General features: G+C 39.2%; 16 protein-coding genes. 11 read left to right on the top strand and 5 right to left on the bottom strand.

Features of this window, described 5'->3' with window-relative positions; all coding sequences use genetic code 11:
• The first annotated feature begins 3 nt into the window (after nucleotides 1–3).
• Nucleotides 4–690: a hypothetical protein gene (locus tag FM071_RS04790; protein WP_193111877.1), complete on the top strand. Its 687-nt coding sequence runs from the start codon at nucleotides 4–6 to the stop codon at nucleotides 688–690.
• Nucleotides 691–698: 8 nt separating this feature from the next.
• Here the strand turns inward: FM071_RS04790 and FM071_RS04785 are convergent, their stop codons facing one another.
• From FM071_RS04785 to hemL, 3 genes are read right to left on the bottom strand one after another with little or no spacing between them, the layout of a single operon-like run.
• The gene (locus FM071_RS04785; protein WP_226960596.1) at nucleotides 699–1,208 is read right to left on the bottom strand and encodes a hypothetical protein; all 510 of its coding nucleotides are present in this window, start codon (nucleotides 1,206–1,208) and stop codon (nucleotides 699–701) included.
• Nucleotides 1,189–1,524: an AtpZ/AtpI family protein gene (locus FM071_RS04780; RefSeq protein ID WP_193111875.1), complete on the bottom strand. Its 336-nt coding sequence runs from the start codon at nucleotides 1,522–1,524 to the stop codon at nucleotides 1,189–1,191. Before FM071_RS04780 ends, FM071_RS04785 begins: the two co-directional genes overlap by 20 nt.
• The gene (gene hemL, locus FM071_RS04775) at nucleotides 1,517–2,809 is read right to left on the bottom strand and encodes a glutamate-1-semialdehyde 2,1-aminomutase (protein ID WP_193111874.1); all 1,293 of its coding nucleotides are present in this window, start codon (nucleotides 2,807–2,809) and stop codon (nucleotides 1,517–1,519) included. Before hemL ends, FM071_RS04780 begins: the two co-directional genes overlap by 8 nt.
• Nucleotides 2,810–2,916: 107 nt before the next feature.
• Between hemL and FM071_RS04770 the strand changes: the two genes are divergently transcribed.
• The 10 genes from FM071_RS04770 to FM071_RS04725 all read left to right on the top strand — a co-directional run bounded on the left by FM071_RS04770 (nucleotide 2,917) and on the right by FM071_RS04725 (nucleotide 15,016).
• Entirely contained in the window at nucleotides 2,917–3,807 is an 891-nt protein-coding gene (locus tag FM071_RS04770) for an energy transducer TonB family protein (protein ID WP_193111873.1), read from the top strand.
• Nucleotides 3,808–3,884: 77 nt separating this feature from the next.
• Nucleotides 3,885–4,961 (top strand): AI-2E family transporter, encoded by a 1,077-nt coding sequence (locus FM071_RS04765; RefSeq protein WP_193111872.1) that lies wholly within the window; start codon nucleotides 3,885–3,887, stop codon nucleotides 4,959–4,961.
• 8 nt (nucleotides 4,962–4,969) lie between these two features.
• The gene (locus FM071_RS04760) at nucleotides 4,970–6,253 is read left to right on the top strand and encodes an FUSC family protein (RefSeq protein ID WP_193111871.1); all 1,284 of its coding nucleotides are present in this window, start codon (nucleotides 4,970–4,972) and stop codon (nucleotides 6,251–6,253) included.
• A 1-nt stretch (nucleotide 6,254) separates the two neighbouring features.
• Complete coding sequence (locus tag FM071_RS04755; RefSeq protein WP_193111870.1) at nucleotides 6,255–7,745, top strand: efflux transporter outer membrane subunit; 1,491 nt, start codon at nucleotides 6,255–6,257, stop codon at nucleotides 7,743–7,745.
• Nucleotides 7,738–7,953: a DUF1656 domain-containing protein gene (locus tag FM071_RS04750; protein ID WP_193111869.1), complete on the top strand. Its 216-nt coding sequence runs from the start codon at nucleotides 7,738–7,740 to the stop codon at nucleotides 7,951–7,953. The genes FM071_RS04755 and FM071_RS04750 overlap by 8 nt, the downstream gene beginning before the upstream one ends.
• A gap of 12 nt (nucleotides 7,954–7,965) precedes the next feature.
• Nucleotides 7,966–8,856, top strand: a complete 891-nt coding sequence (locus FM071_RS04745) for an HlyD family secretion protein (RefSeq protein ID WP_193111868.1) — start codon at nucleotides 7,966–7,968, stop codon at nucleotides 8,854–8,856.
• Nucleotides 8,853–9,329: a hypothetical protein gene (locus tag FM071_RS04740; RefSeq protein WP_226960586.1), complete on the top strand. Its 477-nt coding sequence runs from the start codon at nucleotides 8,853–8,855 to the stop codon at nucleotides 9,327–9,329. The genes FM071_RS04745 and FM071_RS04740 overlap by 4 nt, the downstream gene beginning before the upstream one ends.
• Before the next feature lie 68 nt (nucleotides 9,330–9,397).
• Nucleotides 9,398–10,570: an efflux RND transporter periplasmic adaptor subunit gene (locus FM071_RS04735; RefSeq protein ID WP_193111867.1), complete on the top strand. Its 1,173-nt coding sequence runs from the start codon at nucleotides 9,398–9,400 to the stop codon at nucleotides 10,568–10,570.
• A gap of 3 nt (nucleotides 10,571–10,573) precedes the next feature.
• Nucleotides 10,574–13,720 carry an efflux RND transporter permease subunit gene (locus FM071_RS04730; RefSeq protein WP_193111866.1) on the top strand — a complete coding sequence of 1,049 codons (3,147 nt, stop codon included), beginning with the start codon at nucleotides 10,574–10,576 and terminating at the stop codon, nucleotides 13,718–13,720.
• On the top strand, nucleotides 13,721–15,016 hold the full coding sequence (locus FM071_RS04725; protein ID WP_193111865.1) for a TolC family protein: 1,296 nt from the start codon (nucleotides 13,721–13,723) through the stop codon (nucleotides 15,014–15,016).
• Here FM071_RS04725 and FM071_RS04720 read toward each other — a convergent pair.
• A complete protein-coding gene (locus FM071_RS04720; RefSeq protein WP_193111864.1) occupies nucleotides 15,003–15,923 on the bottom strand; it encodes an HpcH/HpaI aldolase/citrate lyase family protein in 921 nt (306 codons plus the stop codon). The genes FM071_RS04725 and FM071_RS04720 overlap by 14 nt on opposite strands.
• Complete coding sequence (locus tag FM071_RS04715; RefSeq protein ID WP_193111863.1) at nucleotides 15,913–16,263, bottom strand: c-type cytochrome; 351 nt, start codon at nucleotides 16,261–16,263, stop codon at nucleotides 15,913–15,915. Before FM071_RS04715 ends, FM071_RS04720 begins: the two co-directional genes overlap by 11 nt.
• Nucleotides 16,264–16,294 lie beyond the last annotated feature (31 nt).

Below are 16,294 nucleotides of genomic sequence, written 5' to 3'. Positions count from 1 at the left end.
GCAATGACGTTCGAGCAGCAATGGATAGAGTATGACTATAATCCTTTCATACTCTTCAATGCCAAAGGAAAGATTCTCTCACTCAATGCAGAGGCACAGTTTCTCCTTGGAGCAGCAACGTCCAACGAGCTCTTTGAACTTGCAAAGACATATGCAAGTATCAATTTCGGTTTTAAAACAACCTTTGTAGAGCTTGAATACGGCAGATACAAATTTTTTGGAGTTACTGTCGGTTATGAAGACGAAGATCAGATAGGCATTAAACTCTATCAATCCCCGACATATAAATTAAACACCGTAAAACCAAACGGTGAACTGACAAATATCTTCACCGTTATAGACCTCTGTATCGCCACAAATTCCATTAGCTCAGATACTCTCTTTAAAAAAGATTTCGACCCAACCATTCCGGATGTCATAATCGATTCAAACAAGCTGATAAAACTGCTGAACAAAATCTATGAGTACTTCAAAGAGAATGATTCAATAGTAACAAAAGTCTTTTTCAGAGTTGGTGAACATATTAAATATGAAGATGAAAAGTACAGTATCTTTTCCATAGCTGTCAGAGGTGAACATGCTGATATGAGCAAGAAAGATACACTGGAGATTATCGCAAAAAACAATAACTTCTTTCTTGAAATTACAGAAAATGAAGTCATCATAAATCTTCCGATGATAACCTCTTAAGTGTGCCCTTAAGCCATAACTTCCTTAGAAACAAAAGACCCTGTGATTATACCTGCAAAAAGAGATGGCAGATAATACCACAGATCTAAAAGAGCATTGTTTTTCAGAGCAATAAAGCCCAAGATCAAAAAGAGATACGGTACAAGTCTAAAAAGCGAAACGCTCCCTTTTATGCCATGTTTCACATTTTTCACATCAAGCACTTTCACTTTTGCCTTTTCTTCTTTGACTATCTCTTTTAAATTTAACTCTTCAGGTGGCGCATCATTAATCTCTTTGCCATCATAGAGTTCATGCGGGTCTTCTATTTTGTCTAAAAGATCTCTATCTTCGACATATTCACCCGATGCTACTTTTGCCTTGACCATACGCTTGTAAGCATAAGACGCTCCGATAATAATCAAAAAAGCACTCATAAATGCCGTTTCAACATTTGCAAAAGCTTTTGAAGATATAAAGTAGGTAGCAAATATAAAAAGCTGAACTATGACAAAGATACTAATAGCTTTTTTCACCATAATCCTCATCTTCATCATACTCATCATCGTCTATCTTTTTTTTGATAGCATAACGCGGCTCTTTTGAAAGTTCTTCAAATTCTTTGTACTGTTTTGAGTAGGCTTTGTAAACATTTAAAATAGCAGCCGCGATTCCTATGATAACACCTATCCAAAATGTCCAGGCAGCACCTGTAAGATTTTTAAGCAGCCAGCCAAGACCAACACCAATAATGACAGCGACAACCATAGATATACCAAGTGAGAGGCTGTCCGCTGCTTCTATTATTGGCTTAACACGCGGTTTGCGTTCTTCTTGCTGCTCATCCTTAGGCATTTTTAATTGCCTTAAAGACTCGCTTACTTGCTTCGATCGTATCTTCTATCATCATATCTGTTGTAGCTGTAGAGATGAAACCTGTCTCATAGAGAGAACAAGCAAAATAGAAACCTTCATCAAGCATACCGGCATGAAATTGTGCAAAGATATCCGCATCGGATGCTGCTGCATCACTGAAGTTTTTCACAACTTTATCACTGAAAAAGAAACCGAACATACTACCGCGTGTATCAACCTGCATAGCAATTCCCTCTTCACGTGCCGCATCCTGCATACCCTCTACAAGTCTTACCGCACGACTGTTGAGAACATCAATGAGTCGGCCATTTTGTTTGAGTTTTGTAAGTGCTGCGTGACCTGCCGCCATAGCTACAGGATTACCACTGAGTGTTCCTGCCTGATAGACAGGTCCTTCAGGAGAGAGTTTATCCATGATCTCTCTACGACCGCCAAAAGCACCTACCGGCATACCGCCGCCAATGACCTTTCCGAGTGTCACAAGATCAGGTGTGACACCGGTGATACTCTCTGCTCCACGTAGACTTCCGCGAAAGCCGCTCATCACTTCATCAAAAATCAAAAGTGCACCGTTTGCGTCACAAAGCTCACGCAACTCATGCAAGAACTCTTTATCGGCCGGAACAAGGCCCATATTTCCTGCAATAGGCTCAATGATAATACAGGCAATATTGTCTGAATCCGCAAAACATTTTTTGACACTCTCTATATTGTTGTACTCCGCTAAAAGTGTATGCTTTGTAAAATCAGCCGGAACACCTGGGCTTGATGGGTTACCAAAAGTCGCCGCGCCGCTTCCTGCTTCAACCAAGAGTGCATCGGAGTGTCCATGGTAACAGCCTGTAAATTTTACAATATCATCACGACCTATAAAACCACGTGCCAGACGAATGGCACTCATAACAGCTTCCGTTCCACTGCTTACGAAACGTACTTTTTCCACTGAATCAAAAAAGTCGATAACAAGCTTTGCAAGCTCACTCTCAGCAAGTGTCGGTGCACCAAAACTCAGTCCATGTTTGACCGCATCGATAACTGCAGCCTCGATCGTCTCATCGCGATGTCCAAAAAGCAACGGTCCCCAAGACTGCACGTAATCGACATACTTATTTCCATCAATATCTTTAAGGTATCCACCTTCGCCTTCTGTAATAAAGATCGGTGTACCGCCCACACTTTTAAATGCACGCACAGGAGAGTCAACACCCCCCGGAATCAATTCTTGTGCTTCTTCAAATGCTTTTTGTGATGCTTCTCTATTCATATGTCACCTTGCTATATAATATTTTTCTTATTATATCCAAGTAGTATTAATATTGATTTGATATAATCTTGAAAATTATTACTGACTTTGTATACTATGGACTTTTTTTGAATAGATCTACCTTTGCTCTTTTTGTCGCTGTGCTTATCCACCTACTGCTCTTTTTACTCTTATGGATTCTTTTTCATTATGCAGCAACGGACATCAACAAACAGCTAGAACATCAGGAGAAAAAGATAAAAATCTCTCTCAAAGAGATGCCTGTAAAGCACAAAAAATCGGGACTTACCAAGAAAAAAATTCCTCAGCCGAAAATCGCTCCACCGATGCCAAAAGGCTCACAGCTCAAAAAAATCGTCAAACCTACAAAACCAATAAAATACGAGCCTAAAAAGCCTGTAAAAAAACCGAAACTCAATAAACCCAAAAAAGCGGCAAAAAAAACACCGCCAAAACCAAAAATTGAGCCGCTTCCGCCGAAAAAACCGTACATACCCCTTCTTGCAGCAAAAAAAGAGACAAACACCACAAAAGAGTTAAAGAAAAAGCCTAAAAAAGAAAAAGCACTTGCATGGCTCTATGAAGATGTAGCGGACAAAGAGACAAAAACGAAGAAAAAAACACATACGAACAGTAGCAGTATCTCTCAAGATATCAAAGAACTTTATGGTGAAGAGTTTGGAAAATTAACTCCCGGCCAACAGCAATATATTCTTGATAATCAGGAGATTATGCGCCGTATAACACAACAGGTCCTCATCCGTGTCGCACGTGTCAATATTCCACGGGATCTCAATGTAAACAGACACAATATCATTGAATTCAAACTCCATCCAAACGGTGATATGACAGATTTCAAATTCCTTTCCAAAAGCGGTTACTATATTTTGGACGATACGACAAAAGAGACGATTGAATACGCTTACAGCAGATATCCACGACCAAAAGAGACAACACTCATTCGCTACAATGTTTTTTATAATTTAGCCAGATATTGAATAAAAAAATAATTTTAAGTAATATTATTTAATTTAATTGTATAATCCTTCTTAAATTCAATACATGGTTAAAAAGAATGATAAATACGTCAAACAAAGAAGAGATAACTGGCTTGGCTCTTGAAATACTCATTAAAGCTGTGCTTGTAGGCATGCTCCTGTTTTATGCATTTGAAGTCATAAAACCTTTCTTGGTTCTTATTTTATGGGGCATTATCATTGCTGTTGCTCTCTCCCCGCTTATAACAAAACTAGATAAAAAACTCAAACTAAGCCGTACCTGGATTGTGTCTATCTTTACAGTTCTAATGGTCACTGCACTGCTTGTTCCAACCTATATGCTTTCTGATTCTGTCATTCACTCTTCTACAGAACTAGCACATGATCTAAAAAATGGTACTGTTGTTATTCCTGCCCCTACTGAAAATGTCAAAGAATGGCCGCTAATTGGAGAAAAAACATACTCGTTATGGAGTGAAGCGGCCACAAATCTAAAAAGTACACTCAAACATGCCGAGCCGGTGCTTAAGGAGTATGGTGCGAAAGTAGCATCAATAGTTACAGGTACACTTGGAAGTATTTTACAGTTTGTCGCTTCACTTATCATTGCAGCGATTTTTTTAGCAAAAAGTGAATCCGGCATTAAAAGTTATCATACAATTTCACGCCGGCTTGCAGGTGAAAGAGGTGTCGAGTGGGCAGAACTATCTGCACTTACAATCCGCAGTGTTGTCCAGGGTGTCATTGGTATAGCCCTCATACAGGCGGTTCTCTCATTTGCAGGGATGTTGGCAATGGATGTTCCTTTTGCATGGGTCTGGGCATTTGTCATTTTATTTGTTGCTATCATCCAGATTCCTGTCAATCTTATCACTATCCCGATAATTATCTATGTATTTTCTTATGCTGAGGGAACTTCTGCAACAATATTTGCTGTTTATATGTTCATAGTCGCCATAAGTGACGGATTTTTAAAACCTATGTTTTTAGGTCGTGGTATAGACATACCAATGCTTGTTATCTTACTTGGTGCCATCGGCGGCATGATTCTTTCAGGTATTTTAGGACTTTTCATAGGAGCAGTAGGCTTGGCCCTTGCCTATAAACTTTTCATGGTCTGGCTTGAAGAAGATATGGAACCGGTTAAGGCCTAAGTTTGTCTATGCAGAAACTCCATTTTGCAATTAAAACTTCCCTTGCACTTGTACTTGCCTACATTATCCCTTTTGCCATGGGATGGTCTCAGGCAAATACAGCAGTCATTACCATCATTTTAATTGCAAGTGCAGGTAACGTCAGTGACAGTGTCACAAAAGGTGCTATTCGTGTTTTAGGAACTGTTTTAGGTTCCATTATCGGTCTTGGTCTGATTGCCCTCTTCCCTCAGGAGAGAATGTTCTATCTCATCTCTCTCTCCATTGTTTTAATGATCCTTATCTATCTTTATTATACCTATCAGGGTGACAGTACTGTTTTTATGCTGAGTGCCATGACGATAATGATGATGTTTGTAAACGGACCCGAAAATGCTTTTTTATATGGAATAGATAAAACATATATGACTATTTTCGGTATTCTCATCTATACATTCATTGGTATTTTTTTGTGGCCGAACAAGGCAAAACCAGGCACAATCAACGATGCACCAAAAGGAAGAATGTTTATTTGGCTAGATCCTGAATATTTCAAAGCGACATTGCAGCTTATGTGCGTCTATTGGTTTAGTGTTGCATTTTGGATATATTTCAATCCGCCTGCAGGATTTTTAGTAGTTACGTTGGCAACGCTTATAGGCCTATTGACAATGTTCAGCCCCCTCAAGCCAACTATTCTTATGATCCTCTTCACGGCAGGTTTTTCATTTTCAACACTTATGTATGTTGCCGTTTTGCCGCATCTTATCTATGGCTGGGAATTAGCACTTTTTGTTTTTATGTACGGCTTTATTGGTTTTTATTTTATCAAACCGCAAATAAGTATCTTTTTTCTTTTAGGACTTTTTGTACTGAATATTACAAATGAGATGCACTATAATTTTGATACTTTTCTCTTAACGCTGCTTATTTTTTACATGTTCCTGATTATATTGATGTTCTTTCACAACTTTCCTTTTTCAGCACGCCCTGAGCATCTTTTTGGACTTATGAAAGAGCGTTTTGTAAAACACACACAAGCACTGCAGGAGATACAAAAAAAAGAAAACAAAAACTTCCTTGACCGTCTCAGAGAGCAGCACCATGCAACACAACTTAAACAAACAGTACAAAAAATGCAGATATGGCACAAAAAAATAGACACTTCTTATTTTCATAAAAACTCATCGGAATCTTTACTGGCATTTGCACAAAACTGTATGGCATATATAAAGCAGGAAACAACTTTACAAAACTGCTATAATAGCATGAATACAATAGACTGGAACAATCTAAAAATGGCAAAGTTTTAATATGAAAGCAATCAAAACTTCTCTTATATTTACAATATTTATAATCTCTTTGCTGTTAAGCGGTTGTTCCGTTCTCGGACCTGATTTCAAAGGCACAGAGCCTCAAAAATTTCCAACAGACTGGGATGCCAATAAAACCAAAAAAGATGCAAATCTTGAAAAATGGTGGGAACTTTTCCATGATGACACACTCAACACCCTTGTCTCAAAAATGTATGAACAGAACCTTGATCTTCGTTCAGCCGGACTTCGCATACTGCAGGCCCGTGCAGCACTTGGTATTTCACAGGGTTTGACATATCCACAGGTACAGACACTTTCAGGCTCACTTGCCGGAGTCAGAAATGCGGGCAACAGCTTTCAAACGGCAGGAGTAAACTTCGATCTTGCCTGGGAGATGGATATCTGGGGAAAATATGCCAGAAACATAGAGTCAAGTGAAGCAACACTCTATGCATCTGTCGCTTCATATAATGACACTCTTGTCTCGCTTATTGCAGAAGTTGCACGTAACTACATAAACTACACAACAGCATCTGAGCGAATAAACTTTGCAAAGCGCAATATAGAGTTGCAAGAACGCGTTACAAAAATGACAGAAGTACAGTTTAATGCAGGGAATGTATCTGAACTTGACATGCAGCAGTCAAAAACACAACTCTACACTACCCGTTCACTTTTACCAAGTCTTGAACTTGCAAAAATAAAATCCCGCAATGCCATTGCTGTTTTGCTTGGCATATTGCCGCAGGATGTAGATGCCATTCTCAAAAAAAACAAGGAAGGCAGCATTCCAGAAATAAATATCGATAACACCTTTAAAGTAGATGCATCTTTAATACAACGCCGACCGGATTTACAGGTTGCAGAGTTACAAGCAAAAGCACAAAACGCCAGAATTGGCTCCAGCGAAGCAGAGCTCTATCCTCATTTTTCTCTTTTTGGAACTATCGGTTACAACACAAACAATGCAGGTAATAACTGGGTATCTGCCGGTGATGCCATCGGTATAAGTGCCGGTCCCTCTTTTAGCTGGAATATTTTACAGTATGACCGTATCAAAAATCAGGTACGCATTCAAGATGCAAAATTTCAAGAAAGCCTGCTAAACTATAATAAAAAAGTATTTCGAGCCATTCAAGAGGTTTCCAATGCACTCAACGGCTACAAACTTACAAAAGAGCAACTCCAACTTAATGCCAAGACTATTGAGGCAACAAAAAGAGCTTATGAACTCTCAGCTACCCAGTATGAAAATGGACTTGTAACGTACCAAAGACTCCTCTCAACAGTAGAGAATTTAACCAAAACAGAAGACTCCTATGCCATCATTGAAGGTAATATCGCTCTTGAAGCAATAGCTCTTTATAAAGCACTCGGTGGAGGATGGCAGATTCATACATCAAAATCATACCTGAATGAAAAGGATAAAGAGTCCCTTAAACTAAGAGGTGTTGACTGGGGTGACTATCTGGAGGCAGAAGATGAATAGCAACGTCCCTCATGAAATTATTATCTCAGGTGTCTATTTCTCGCCTTTACTCATTGTCTTCTTTCTGGCATTCATTGCAGCACTCATTACAGCTGTTATCTTTAACAAACTGAAAATTTCACAATTTATTGTCCATATTCCATTAGGGTTTCTTTCCCTTTTAACACTCTACATCGTACTTATAGATGCCTATTTCATAAAAATATAGTAAAGGATTCATTTGAAATACTTCAAACTCATTGTAAAAATAATATTTTCACTTCTTCTCTTTGGCAGTGCTCTGTATTTTGGATATAACAAATATCAGGATTATTTTTCCAATCCATGGACCCGTGACGGGCAGGTACGGGCACAAGTCATTCAGATCTCCCCCCGTGTTTCAGGAACAGTTGTCTCTATTCCCATCATTGACAATCAATTCGTCAAAAAAGGCACTCTGCTATTTACTATAGATCCGGAACCTTTTGAGATAAAAGTTGCTCAGACCAAAGCGGAACTCAAACGTGAAAAAGCTATTTTACGAGGAAACAAAATTGAATATGAACGAGTAAAAAAAATCGTAAAAAAAGACAAAGGTGCTGTCAGCCAAAAAGATCTCATCCGCCATGAAGTCAATTATCATAAATCTTTAGCAAAAATCGACTCCTTAAAAGAGCAGCTAAACACAGCCAAGCTCAATCTCACCTTCACAAAAGTCTATGCATCGGTAGATGGATACGTATCAAATATTAATTTCCAAGTCGGCTCACAAGCCGTTGCCAACCAGCCTATTTTAGCATTGGTAGATTCCTCCTCATTTTGGGTCTTTGGATTTTTCAGAGAAAGCATGCTTGGAGATATCAACATAAACGATAAAGCGAAGGTCACACTCATGGCTTATCCCAACAAGCCAATAGACGGCATAGTAGAGTCAATTGGCTGGGGGATTGCAACTACAGACGGTAATCCAGGTAATAATCTCTTGCCAAGCATCAAACCTGTTTTTCAATGGATACGTTTGGCACAAAGAGTACCAGTTCACATAAAGCTCTCCAAACGCCCAAAAGATGTAGCACTACGATTTGGGTTAACCGCTTCAGTAAAAATATTACATAAGGAAAACAATAAATGACACAACAAGAAGAGTTAGAACTGTCTCTCACAGACAACATCACGATGAATAACAGACAAAGGCTATTTGTCCGCTATATAATAGCTGTTCTTATAGACCTCACTGTACTCAATTTTTTCACAGAATACTTTCCTGAGTATCTGCATCTTGAAACTTTTTCTCTCTCTTTGTTAGCCGCCATACTACTACAGACGCTTTTACAGCTTACACTAAAAGTAGAGCATAAAGTCGCACAACGGTTTTTTGCTGGTAAAAGCGGTATCAAGGTCAATATTTTAAGAGGAATTTCTGCATGGAGTATCATTTTTATCTCCAAGCTCGTCATGCTAGAAGCACTTAGTATCATCTTTGGTGATGCTGTCCATTTCGGCGGGCCGATTCATGGTGTCATTGCCTTCATAGCTACCATTGCAGCTATGATCATTGCTGAGCAGATACTTTTGAAAATCTACAATGCTCTTGGAAACAAATAGCAGCCTAAAGGACATCTCTCAAGTTTTTTCGTTATAATAAGATTTATATTATTGAAGGTTTTATTATAATGAATAACAATAAGTTTCTCTCTCTTATATCCATGGCAGCGCTTTTGCTAATTTTAAGTGCTTGTGGAGATCAAACAACCAAAAAAGTAAAAAAAGAACTTCCTCCTTTAAAAGTAAAAACAATTACCATTGAAACAAAAAAAGTACCTATCTGGGGAACATTCACAGGAAAGACGCGGGCAAGTTCTCACCAGAAAGTCCGTGCACGTGTTTCGGGAATTTTGGAAAAAATATATTTTAAAGATGGTCAAGATGTCAAAAAAGGAGAAAAACTCTTTAAAATCCAACAGAGCGAATACATAGCAGCACTCAATGCCGCCAAAGCAAAAAAAGCTCAAGATGAGGCAGCACTTGAGCTTGCAAAAGCAGATGTTGCCAGATATACGCCACTTGTCAAAGATGGTCTCGCTCCACGTGCGACACTTGAGCAGTATCAGGCAAAACTTGCCGCGTTGCAGGCTGCCATCTTAGGCGATACGGCGAAGATAAATGAAGCAAAGATACATCTTGACTATACAATTATTCGAGCACCTATTTCAGGACGTGTCAGTGCAAGAAAAGTCGATGTCGGTAACCTTATAGGGCAAGGAGAATCGACACTGCTGACAACTATTGTAAAATATGACCCGCTCTATGCCTATTTTTCACCGTCACAAAACGATGCCATGGTCATGCAGAAATATAAGAACAAAGAAAATCCTGATGCTTTTATAGAGTACAAAGGAGCAGATGAAGATATCCGCCTTAACGGCTATATTGACTTTGCAAACAATACGGTCGATCCTCTGACTTCAACGATCACAATGAGAGCTGTCATTAAAAATCCTGAGTATAAGATACTTCCGGGAACTTTTGTCTATGTCAATGTATTTATCAGTGATAAATATAAATTTAAGATGATCCCGCCTGAGATCATCATGGATGACCAGCTTGGAAAATATGTCTACATCATAGATAAAAACTCGACAGTAAAAAGAGCCGATATCACGACTGCTTATGGCACAAGATATTATGTCAGTGTTAAAAAAGGGTTAAAAGATGGCGACAGAGTCATTGTTTCAGGCTTGATGAAAGTAAAACCGGGTGTAAAAGTAGAAGGTATTGATGTCACAAAAGAAGAAGGAATAGATGCCATACTGAAAAACAACAACCTTATTCCTACAAAAGAGTAGTCAATGTTTTCAGTAACATTCATAAAACGTCCTATATTTGCCATTGTCATCTCTTTGATCATCATTATATCAGGGCTTGTATCACTCGGTATTCTTCCTGTTTCAGAGTATCCTGATGTAGCGCCGCCGACCGTTACTGTTAGTGCAACCTATACAGGTGCGAATGCCTTTGTTGTTGAAGATACTGTCACACGTGTTTTAGAAGATAAACTCAATGGTATCAAAGGTGTTATCTATATGGACTCCTCTTCCACCTCCAGTGGAAGATCGGACATCAATGTCTATTTTAAACCGGGATATAACATAGATATAGGTGCTGTTGATGTACAGAACAAGGTTGCAACAGCGACAGCATCACTTCCTCCTGAAGTTGTCGCGCAGGGTGTTATTGTTGATAAAAAGAGTCCTTCCATCGTCTGTCTCATCACCATAACAGGCGACAAACGGTACGATGCTTCTTTCCTATCGAACTTTGTAAATATCAATGTTCTTGATGAGATTAAACGTATCCCCGGTGTCGGTAAAGCTGAGAACATGGGTGAGAAAAAATACTCTATCCGTATCTGGCTCAATCCTGACAAGATAAAAGCAATGGGGCTTACCCCGCTCGATGTCGTCAATGCAATTAAAAGCCAGAACAAGCAGGCCTCTATCGGTAAGATCGGTGGTATGCCGACATTTAAGAACCAAAAGCAAGAATTCACGCTCACAACCGAAGGACGCCTCAGTGATGTAAAAGAGTTTAAGAACATTGTCCTCAAGCATAAAGAAGATGGCTCTTTAGTCTATCTGAGTGATGTCTCCCGTGTTATTTTAGGAAGTGAAAGCTATGACTGGAATGCGATATCAAGCAAACAGCCTGCAGGGCTTATCGGTGTCTATCAATTAGGCGATGCCAATGCTTTGGAAATTAGACAAAAAGTTCAAGAGACCATGGAGAGACTCCAAAGAAGATTCCCTGATGGTGTAAAATGGAGTGTTCCTTATGATACGACAAAATATGTCAAGGTTGCCATTAAAAATGTCGTTATCAACCTCTTTATGGCCGTTGGACTTGTAATCCTCATTATTTTCGTCTTTTTAGGTTCTTGGAGACCGACAATTATTGCCTCAGTCGCAATTCCAGTCTCGCTTATCGGTACCTTTGCGGTCATGGAAATAGCACATGGATTCTCCATCAACTTCTTAACACTTTTCGGACTGATCCTAGCCATTGGTATTGTTGTGGATGATGTTATTTTAGTTGTTGAGAATGTTGAGGTTCTTATGGAAAAAGAGCCTGATCTGACGATTCCGCAAGTCGTCAAAAAGTCAATGATAGAGCTTATCGGCCCAATCATATCTACGACACTTGTGCTTGTTGCCGTTTTTGTACCGGTATCACTCCTGCCGGGTATCACCGGTGCACTCTATCAACAGTTCGCATTGACCATATCCTTTGCCGTTATGATCTCTTCGCTCAATGCTCTCACGCTCTCGCCGGCACTCAGTTCCATCATCATCAAAAGAAGAAAAAAAGGAGAAGAGAAATTTATCTTTTTTAAAAAATTTGATGATATGTTTGAGTCTATTACAAACAAATATACAGCGATTATCACCGCATTGATAAAAGTAAGATATATCATTCTTGGTATTATGGTTGGAATTTTCTACCTGATGTACTATCTTTTTACAATTGTCCCTACAGGATTTGTTCCTTCAGAGGACAAAGGTGTCTGTATGGTTGCAGTAAATCTTAAACCCGGAACATCGCTTAATGAAACGGTAAAGGTAAGAAAAGAGGTTGAAAAAACACTTTACTCCATAGATGAAGTGTCCAATGTTGTCATCATTGACGGTTACAACATCGTCACTTCTTCTTTAGACAGTTCTGCCGTTGCGATGTTTGTCTCTTTTAAAGACTGGAAAGAGAGAACGCGGCCAGATCAGAGTGTCAATGCCATTATTCAAAAAATACGACAAAAAACAGCACATATCTCTGATGCCAACATAGCAGCCTTCAACCTTCCGGGAATCCCCGGTGTCGGTAGTGTCGGAGGATTTGATTTTAGACTGCAAGATTATCTCTCCGGTGATCTGGATCTTTTCAAACAATATGCAGACAAGATCATAAAAGAGGCGAATAAAGACCCTAGAATTGCCAATGCTTTTACTACATTCGCTATTAACTACCCGATGTATGACATTCAAATAGACAGAGAAAAAGCCAATGCCCTCGGCGTAAATATGGCAGAGCTTTTTAGCACTATGCAGATCTATCTCGGTTCTGTCTATGTCAATGATTTTACAAAATTCGGTAAAGTTTTCCGTGTTTTTGTACAGGCAGATAAAAATTACAGAAGTGCAAAGAGTGATATCAACAAACTCTTTGTCAAAAATATCAACGGTAAAATGGTGCCATTAAGTGCACTCATTAAGGTCAAAGAGATTATAGGTCCACAAAACCTGAGTCATTACAATATGTACAGAAGTATTCAAATAAACGGTAATGCGGCACCGGGATACAGCTCGGGTGATGCCATGAAGGCAATGCAGGAGATAGCAAAAAGAGTTCTGCCAAAAAGTTACGGTTATGAGTGGTCAGGCATGAGCTACCAAGAAAAACTGGCAGGCAATGCACAGATCTATGTTGTCATCTTTGTAACACTCGTTGTTTTTCTCGTTCTTGCTGCGCAGTATGAGAGCTGGATCCTTCCATTGATGATCCTACTCTCTGTACCTATGGTCATTGCGGGGGCTGTTGCAGGGCTGCTCTGGATGGGAATACCTCTCAATACCTTTGCACAGGTCGGTCTTGTACTGCTTGTTGCTCTTGCCGCGAAAAATGCCATCTTAATTGTTGAGTTCGCCAAAGAGCTGCGTGAGAGCGGCAAAGGCATTGTCGATGCTGCCATCAGTGCGGGAAAACTCCGTTTTCGTGCTATTATGATGACAATTCTCTCATTTATATTTGGTATCTTTCCGCTTGCTTTTGCTACAGGTGCGGGTGCAATTACGCAACAGTCCATCGGAATAGTGCTCATGTTTGGTATGGTCTCGGCAACATTCATCTCTACACTCTTTGTGCCTGTACTCTATGTACTTTTAGAGACTATGCGAGAAAAATTCGTCAGTGTCGAAGATGAAGTTAAACGAAGGGAGTCTCTATAAATGAAACTGTTTTTTTACTGCTTTATAATTTTACTTACACTCGATCTTCACGCTAAAGAGATCGACAACGTTGATGAGCTTATAGAATATGCTCTAAAGAATGCACCTGATCTGCAGATAACTGCAAAACAGTATGAAGCTGCATCACAAAGAAAAGAGCAGGTTTTCGGCTATTTTCTTCCAAAAGTGGACTTGCGTCTCTCCGGCGGAGAGATGGGTTCAAGTAACATTCCTGCAAACCCTGACGATATGAAACAGACGAACTTTTTGTTGGGAAATCTCTCACTGCAGCAACTTCTTTATGACTTCGGCAAAACAGGTGCTACGTATGATAATTTCAAATATCAAGAAGAGTCCTTTGGTATGCACAATCTGCAAACTATCTCAGACAAAATAAGAGATGTCAAACATGCTTACTATTTTGTTCTACGCTCCATAGCACTTATAGATGTAGCCAAAGAGAATCTTAAACTCAACGAAGCACAGCTCTATAGAGCAAAACGTTACTATGCGGCAGGGATTAAAACAAAAATCGATATCTCTGATGCAACGGTCAATGTCATTCAGGCGAAGATAGATATGAAAAGGGTCAACTACAAACTCAAATCTGCTTATGAGAACCTCAAAAAGGTCATTGGTGTCAAAGATATTCAGACAGAGTTTGTTGTCGTCCCGCAAAAGCTTAATTTAGATAACATTTATGATACACTCACAGAGTATAAATATGATTTTCCTCAATCGGTGACGTATGCTTATGAACATAGATACGCCATTAAAGAGTCCTCTGCCCTACTGAAAGTCTCACAGGAAAATGTAAACGTTGCAAAATCACAATACTATCCCTCTCTCTATCTTAATGCAAACTATACAAAACAACAAGAGAATGATGATCTCAAAAGTGTGATTCCCGAAAATAAGTGGCAGGCAGCGGTCAATCTGCAATGGAATCTCTATAATGGTGGTTCAAGTTCTGCTAATATCCAAAAAAATATCATTCAACAGAACATCTCACAAGCAAAACTGGAGTTTTTAAAACTACAAATCAAAAAAGATGTAGCAGATGCCTACAATAATCTCAATGAATCAAAAGATACTGTAGAGCTAGCTCAGGCTCTATTGCAGGCTGCCATGGAGAAATTCGTTCAGGCACAAAAAAGATATGAGAACGGTCTCTCAGACTACATAGAACTCCAACAGGCACGCCAAAGCTATATAGATGCAAAATCTTCTTTAGTGGTTGATTATTACAGCTATTACGATGCTTTAGCCAGAATGTATAATGTTATTGGGATGTAAGCAGCTTTAGAGCCCCTTTGTAGATGGGCTCGTCTATAAAACCGTACTCCTCATCCACAAAGCCCGTTATACCTTCCTCTCGGTGCATCTCAAAGAGTTTGACAATCACCTTGGCTCTTTTAATCTCTTCTTCTTTATTTACAAATATTTTATTGACAAGTTCTGCCTGTTTTGGAGTGATGCACCCTTTTGCATCATACCCCATAGCGTGTTCCAACTCCAACCATTTTGTAAAAGTATCCATATCTTTATATTCCTGAAAGACAAAAGAGGCAGGTTTTACATGCATTGCTCTTGTTGTAATGAGAAAATGTGAAAGCATATAGTGCATTGTCGGATTGTCAAGCTTTATCAAACTCTGCGGCAATCCCATGTCGGCAAAGAGATCCAAAACTCCCAAATAGAATGTAGTCACACGTTTATTTATAGCCAATGTCGCAAGATTATGCCAAGCATCGGCTGTTTCTATGGAGAGATGCAGTTCTATGTCATCATTTAAAAGGTGCAGAATATCACGAACCTCTTTTTGGTTGCGTATCTTTGGCACACGAATGGCATCAGGCATAAACTGATTCAAGTAGGTTATCTCTTCATAGCCACCTTCATTAAGTGCATTGACACGGACAACCAGTTTTTTATCACACTTTTTGAGTCTGCTTAAAAATATTGCTGCCAAAACAAGAGCAAAGGGTTTTTCCTCTTTTGCCACGCCGTCTTCAAGGTTCAGCATAATGCACTCCGCATCAAGTGATTCTATCTTGGAAAGATGCTTTATGTTATTTGCAGAGAGCATCAAAACAGAGCGAAAATCTTGACGCTTATTTATCTCCCGAAATGTCGGTTTTGCAAGAGTGTCTAAAGTTTCCAAGTCTCTTTTTTCATAAGCCTGTTGTATCTCACTGAACATTTTTGACCTTTTTCTTGTCGTTTTGATGGAGATAAAAGTAGAGTGCTTCTATCTCTTTTGGTGTTAAATAATAACGAGGCATTCCCTTTTTTCTTGTGTTGAGTGCTTTGAAAAATTCTGTATATTTTATATTGTTTATTCGCGGTCCTATAAAGCTCTTTTTCTTGTTCTTATGAACATAGTTTGCGATCAATTTACCTTCACCTTTTGCACCATGACAACGACCACAGGCAATACCGCGGGGGTTTTTGTAAAGTTGGGAGGCATATTCCCGTTGTGTTATAAAAGAACTACTGGCAAAAAGACACCATGGAGTCAGAAGTAAAAGTATATATTTCATTATTTGCATTAGCCTAATATTAGTTTAAAAG

Origin of the sequence: Sulfurimonas paralvinellae (genome assembly GCF_014905135.1) — a bacterium.
In the GTDB taxonomy this organism is placed as follows: domain Bacteria; phylum Campylobacterota; class Campylobacteria; order Campylobacterales; family Sulfurimonadaceae; genus Sulfurimonas; species Sulfurimonas paralvinellae.
This window is presented reverse-complemented; position numbering and strand designations above follow the sequence as displayed.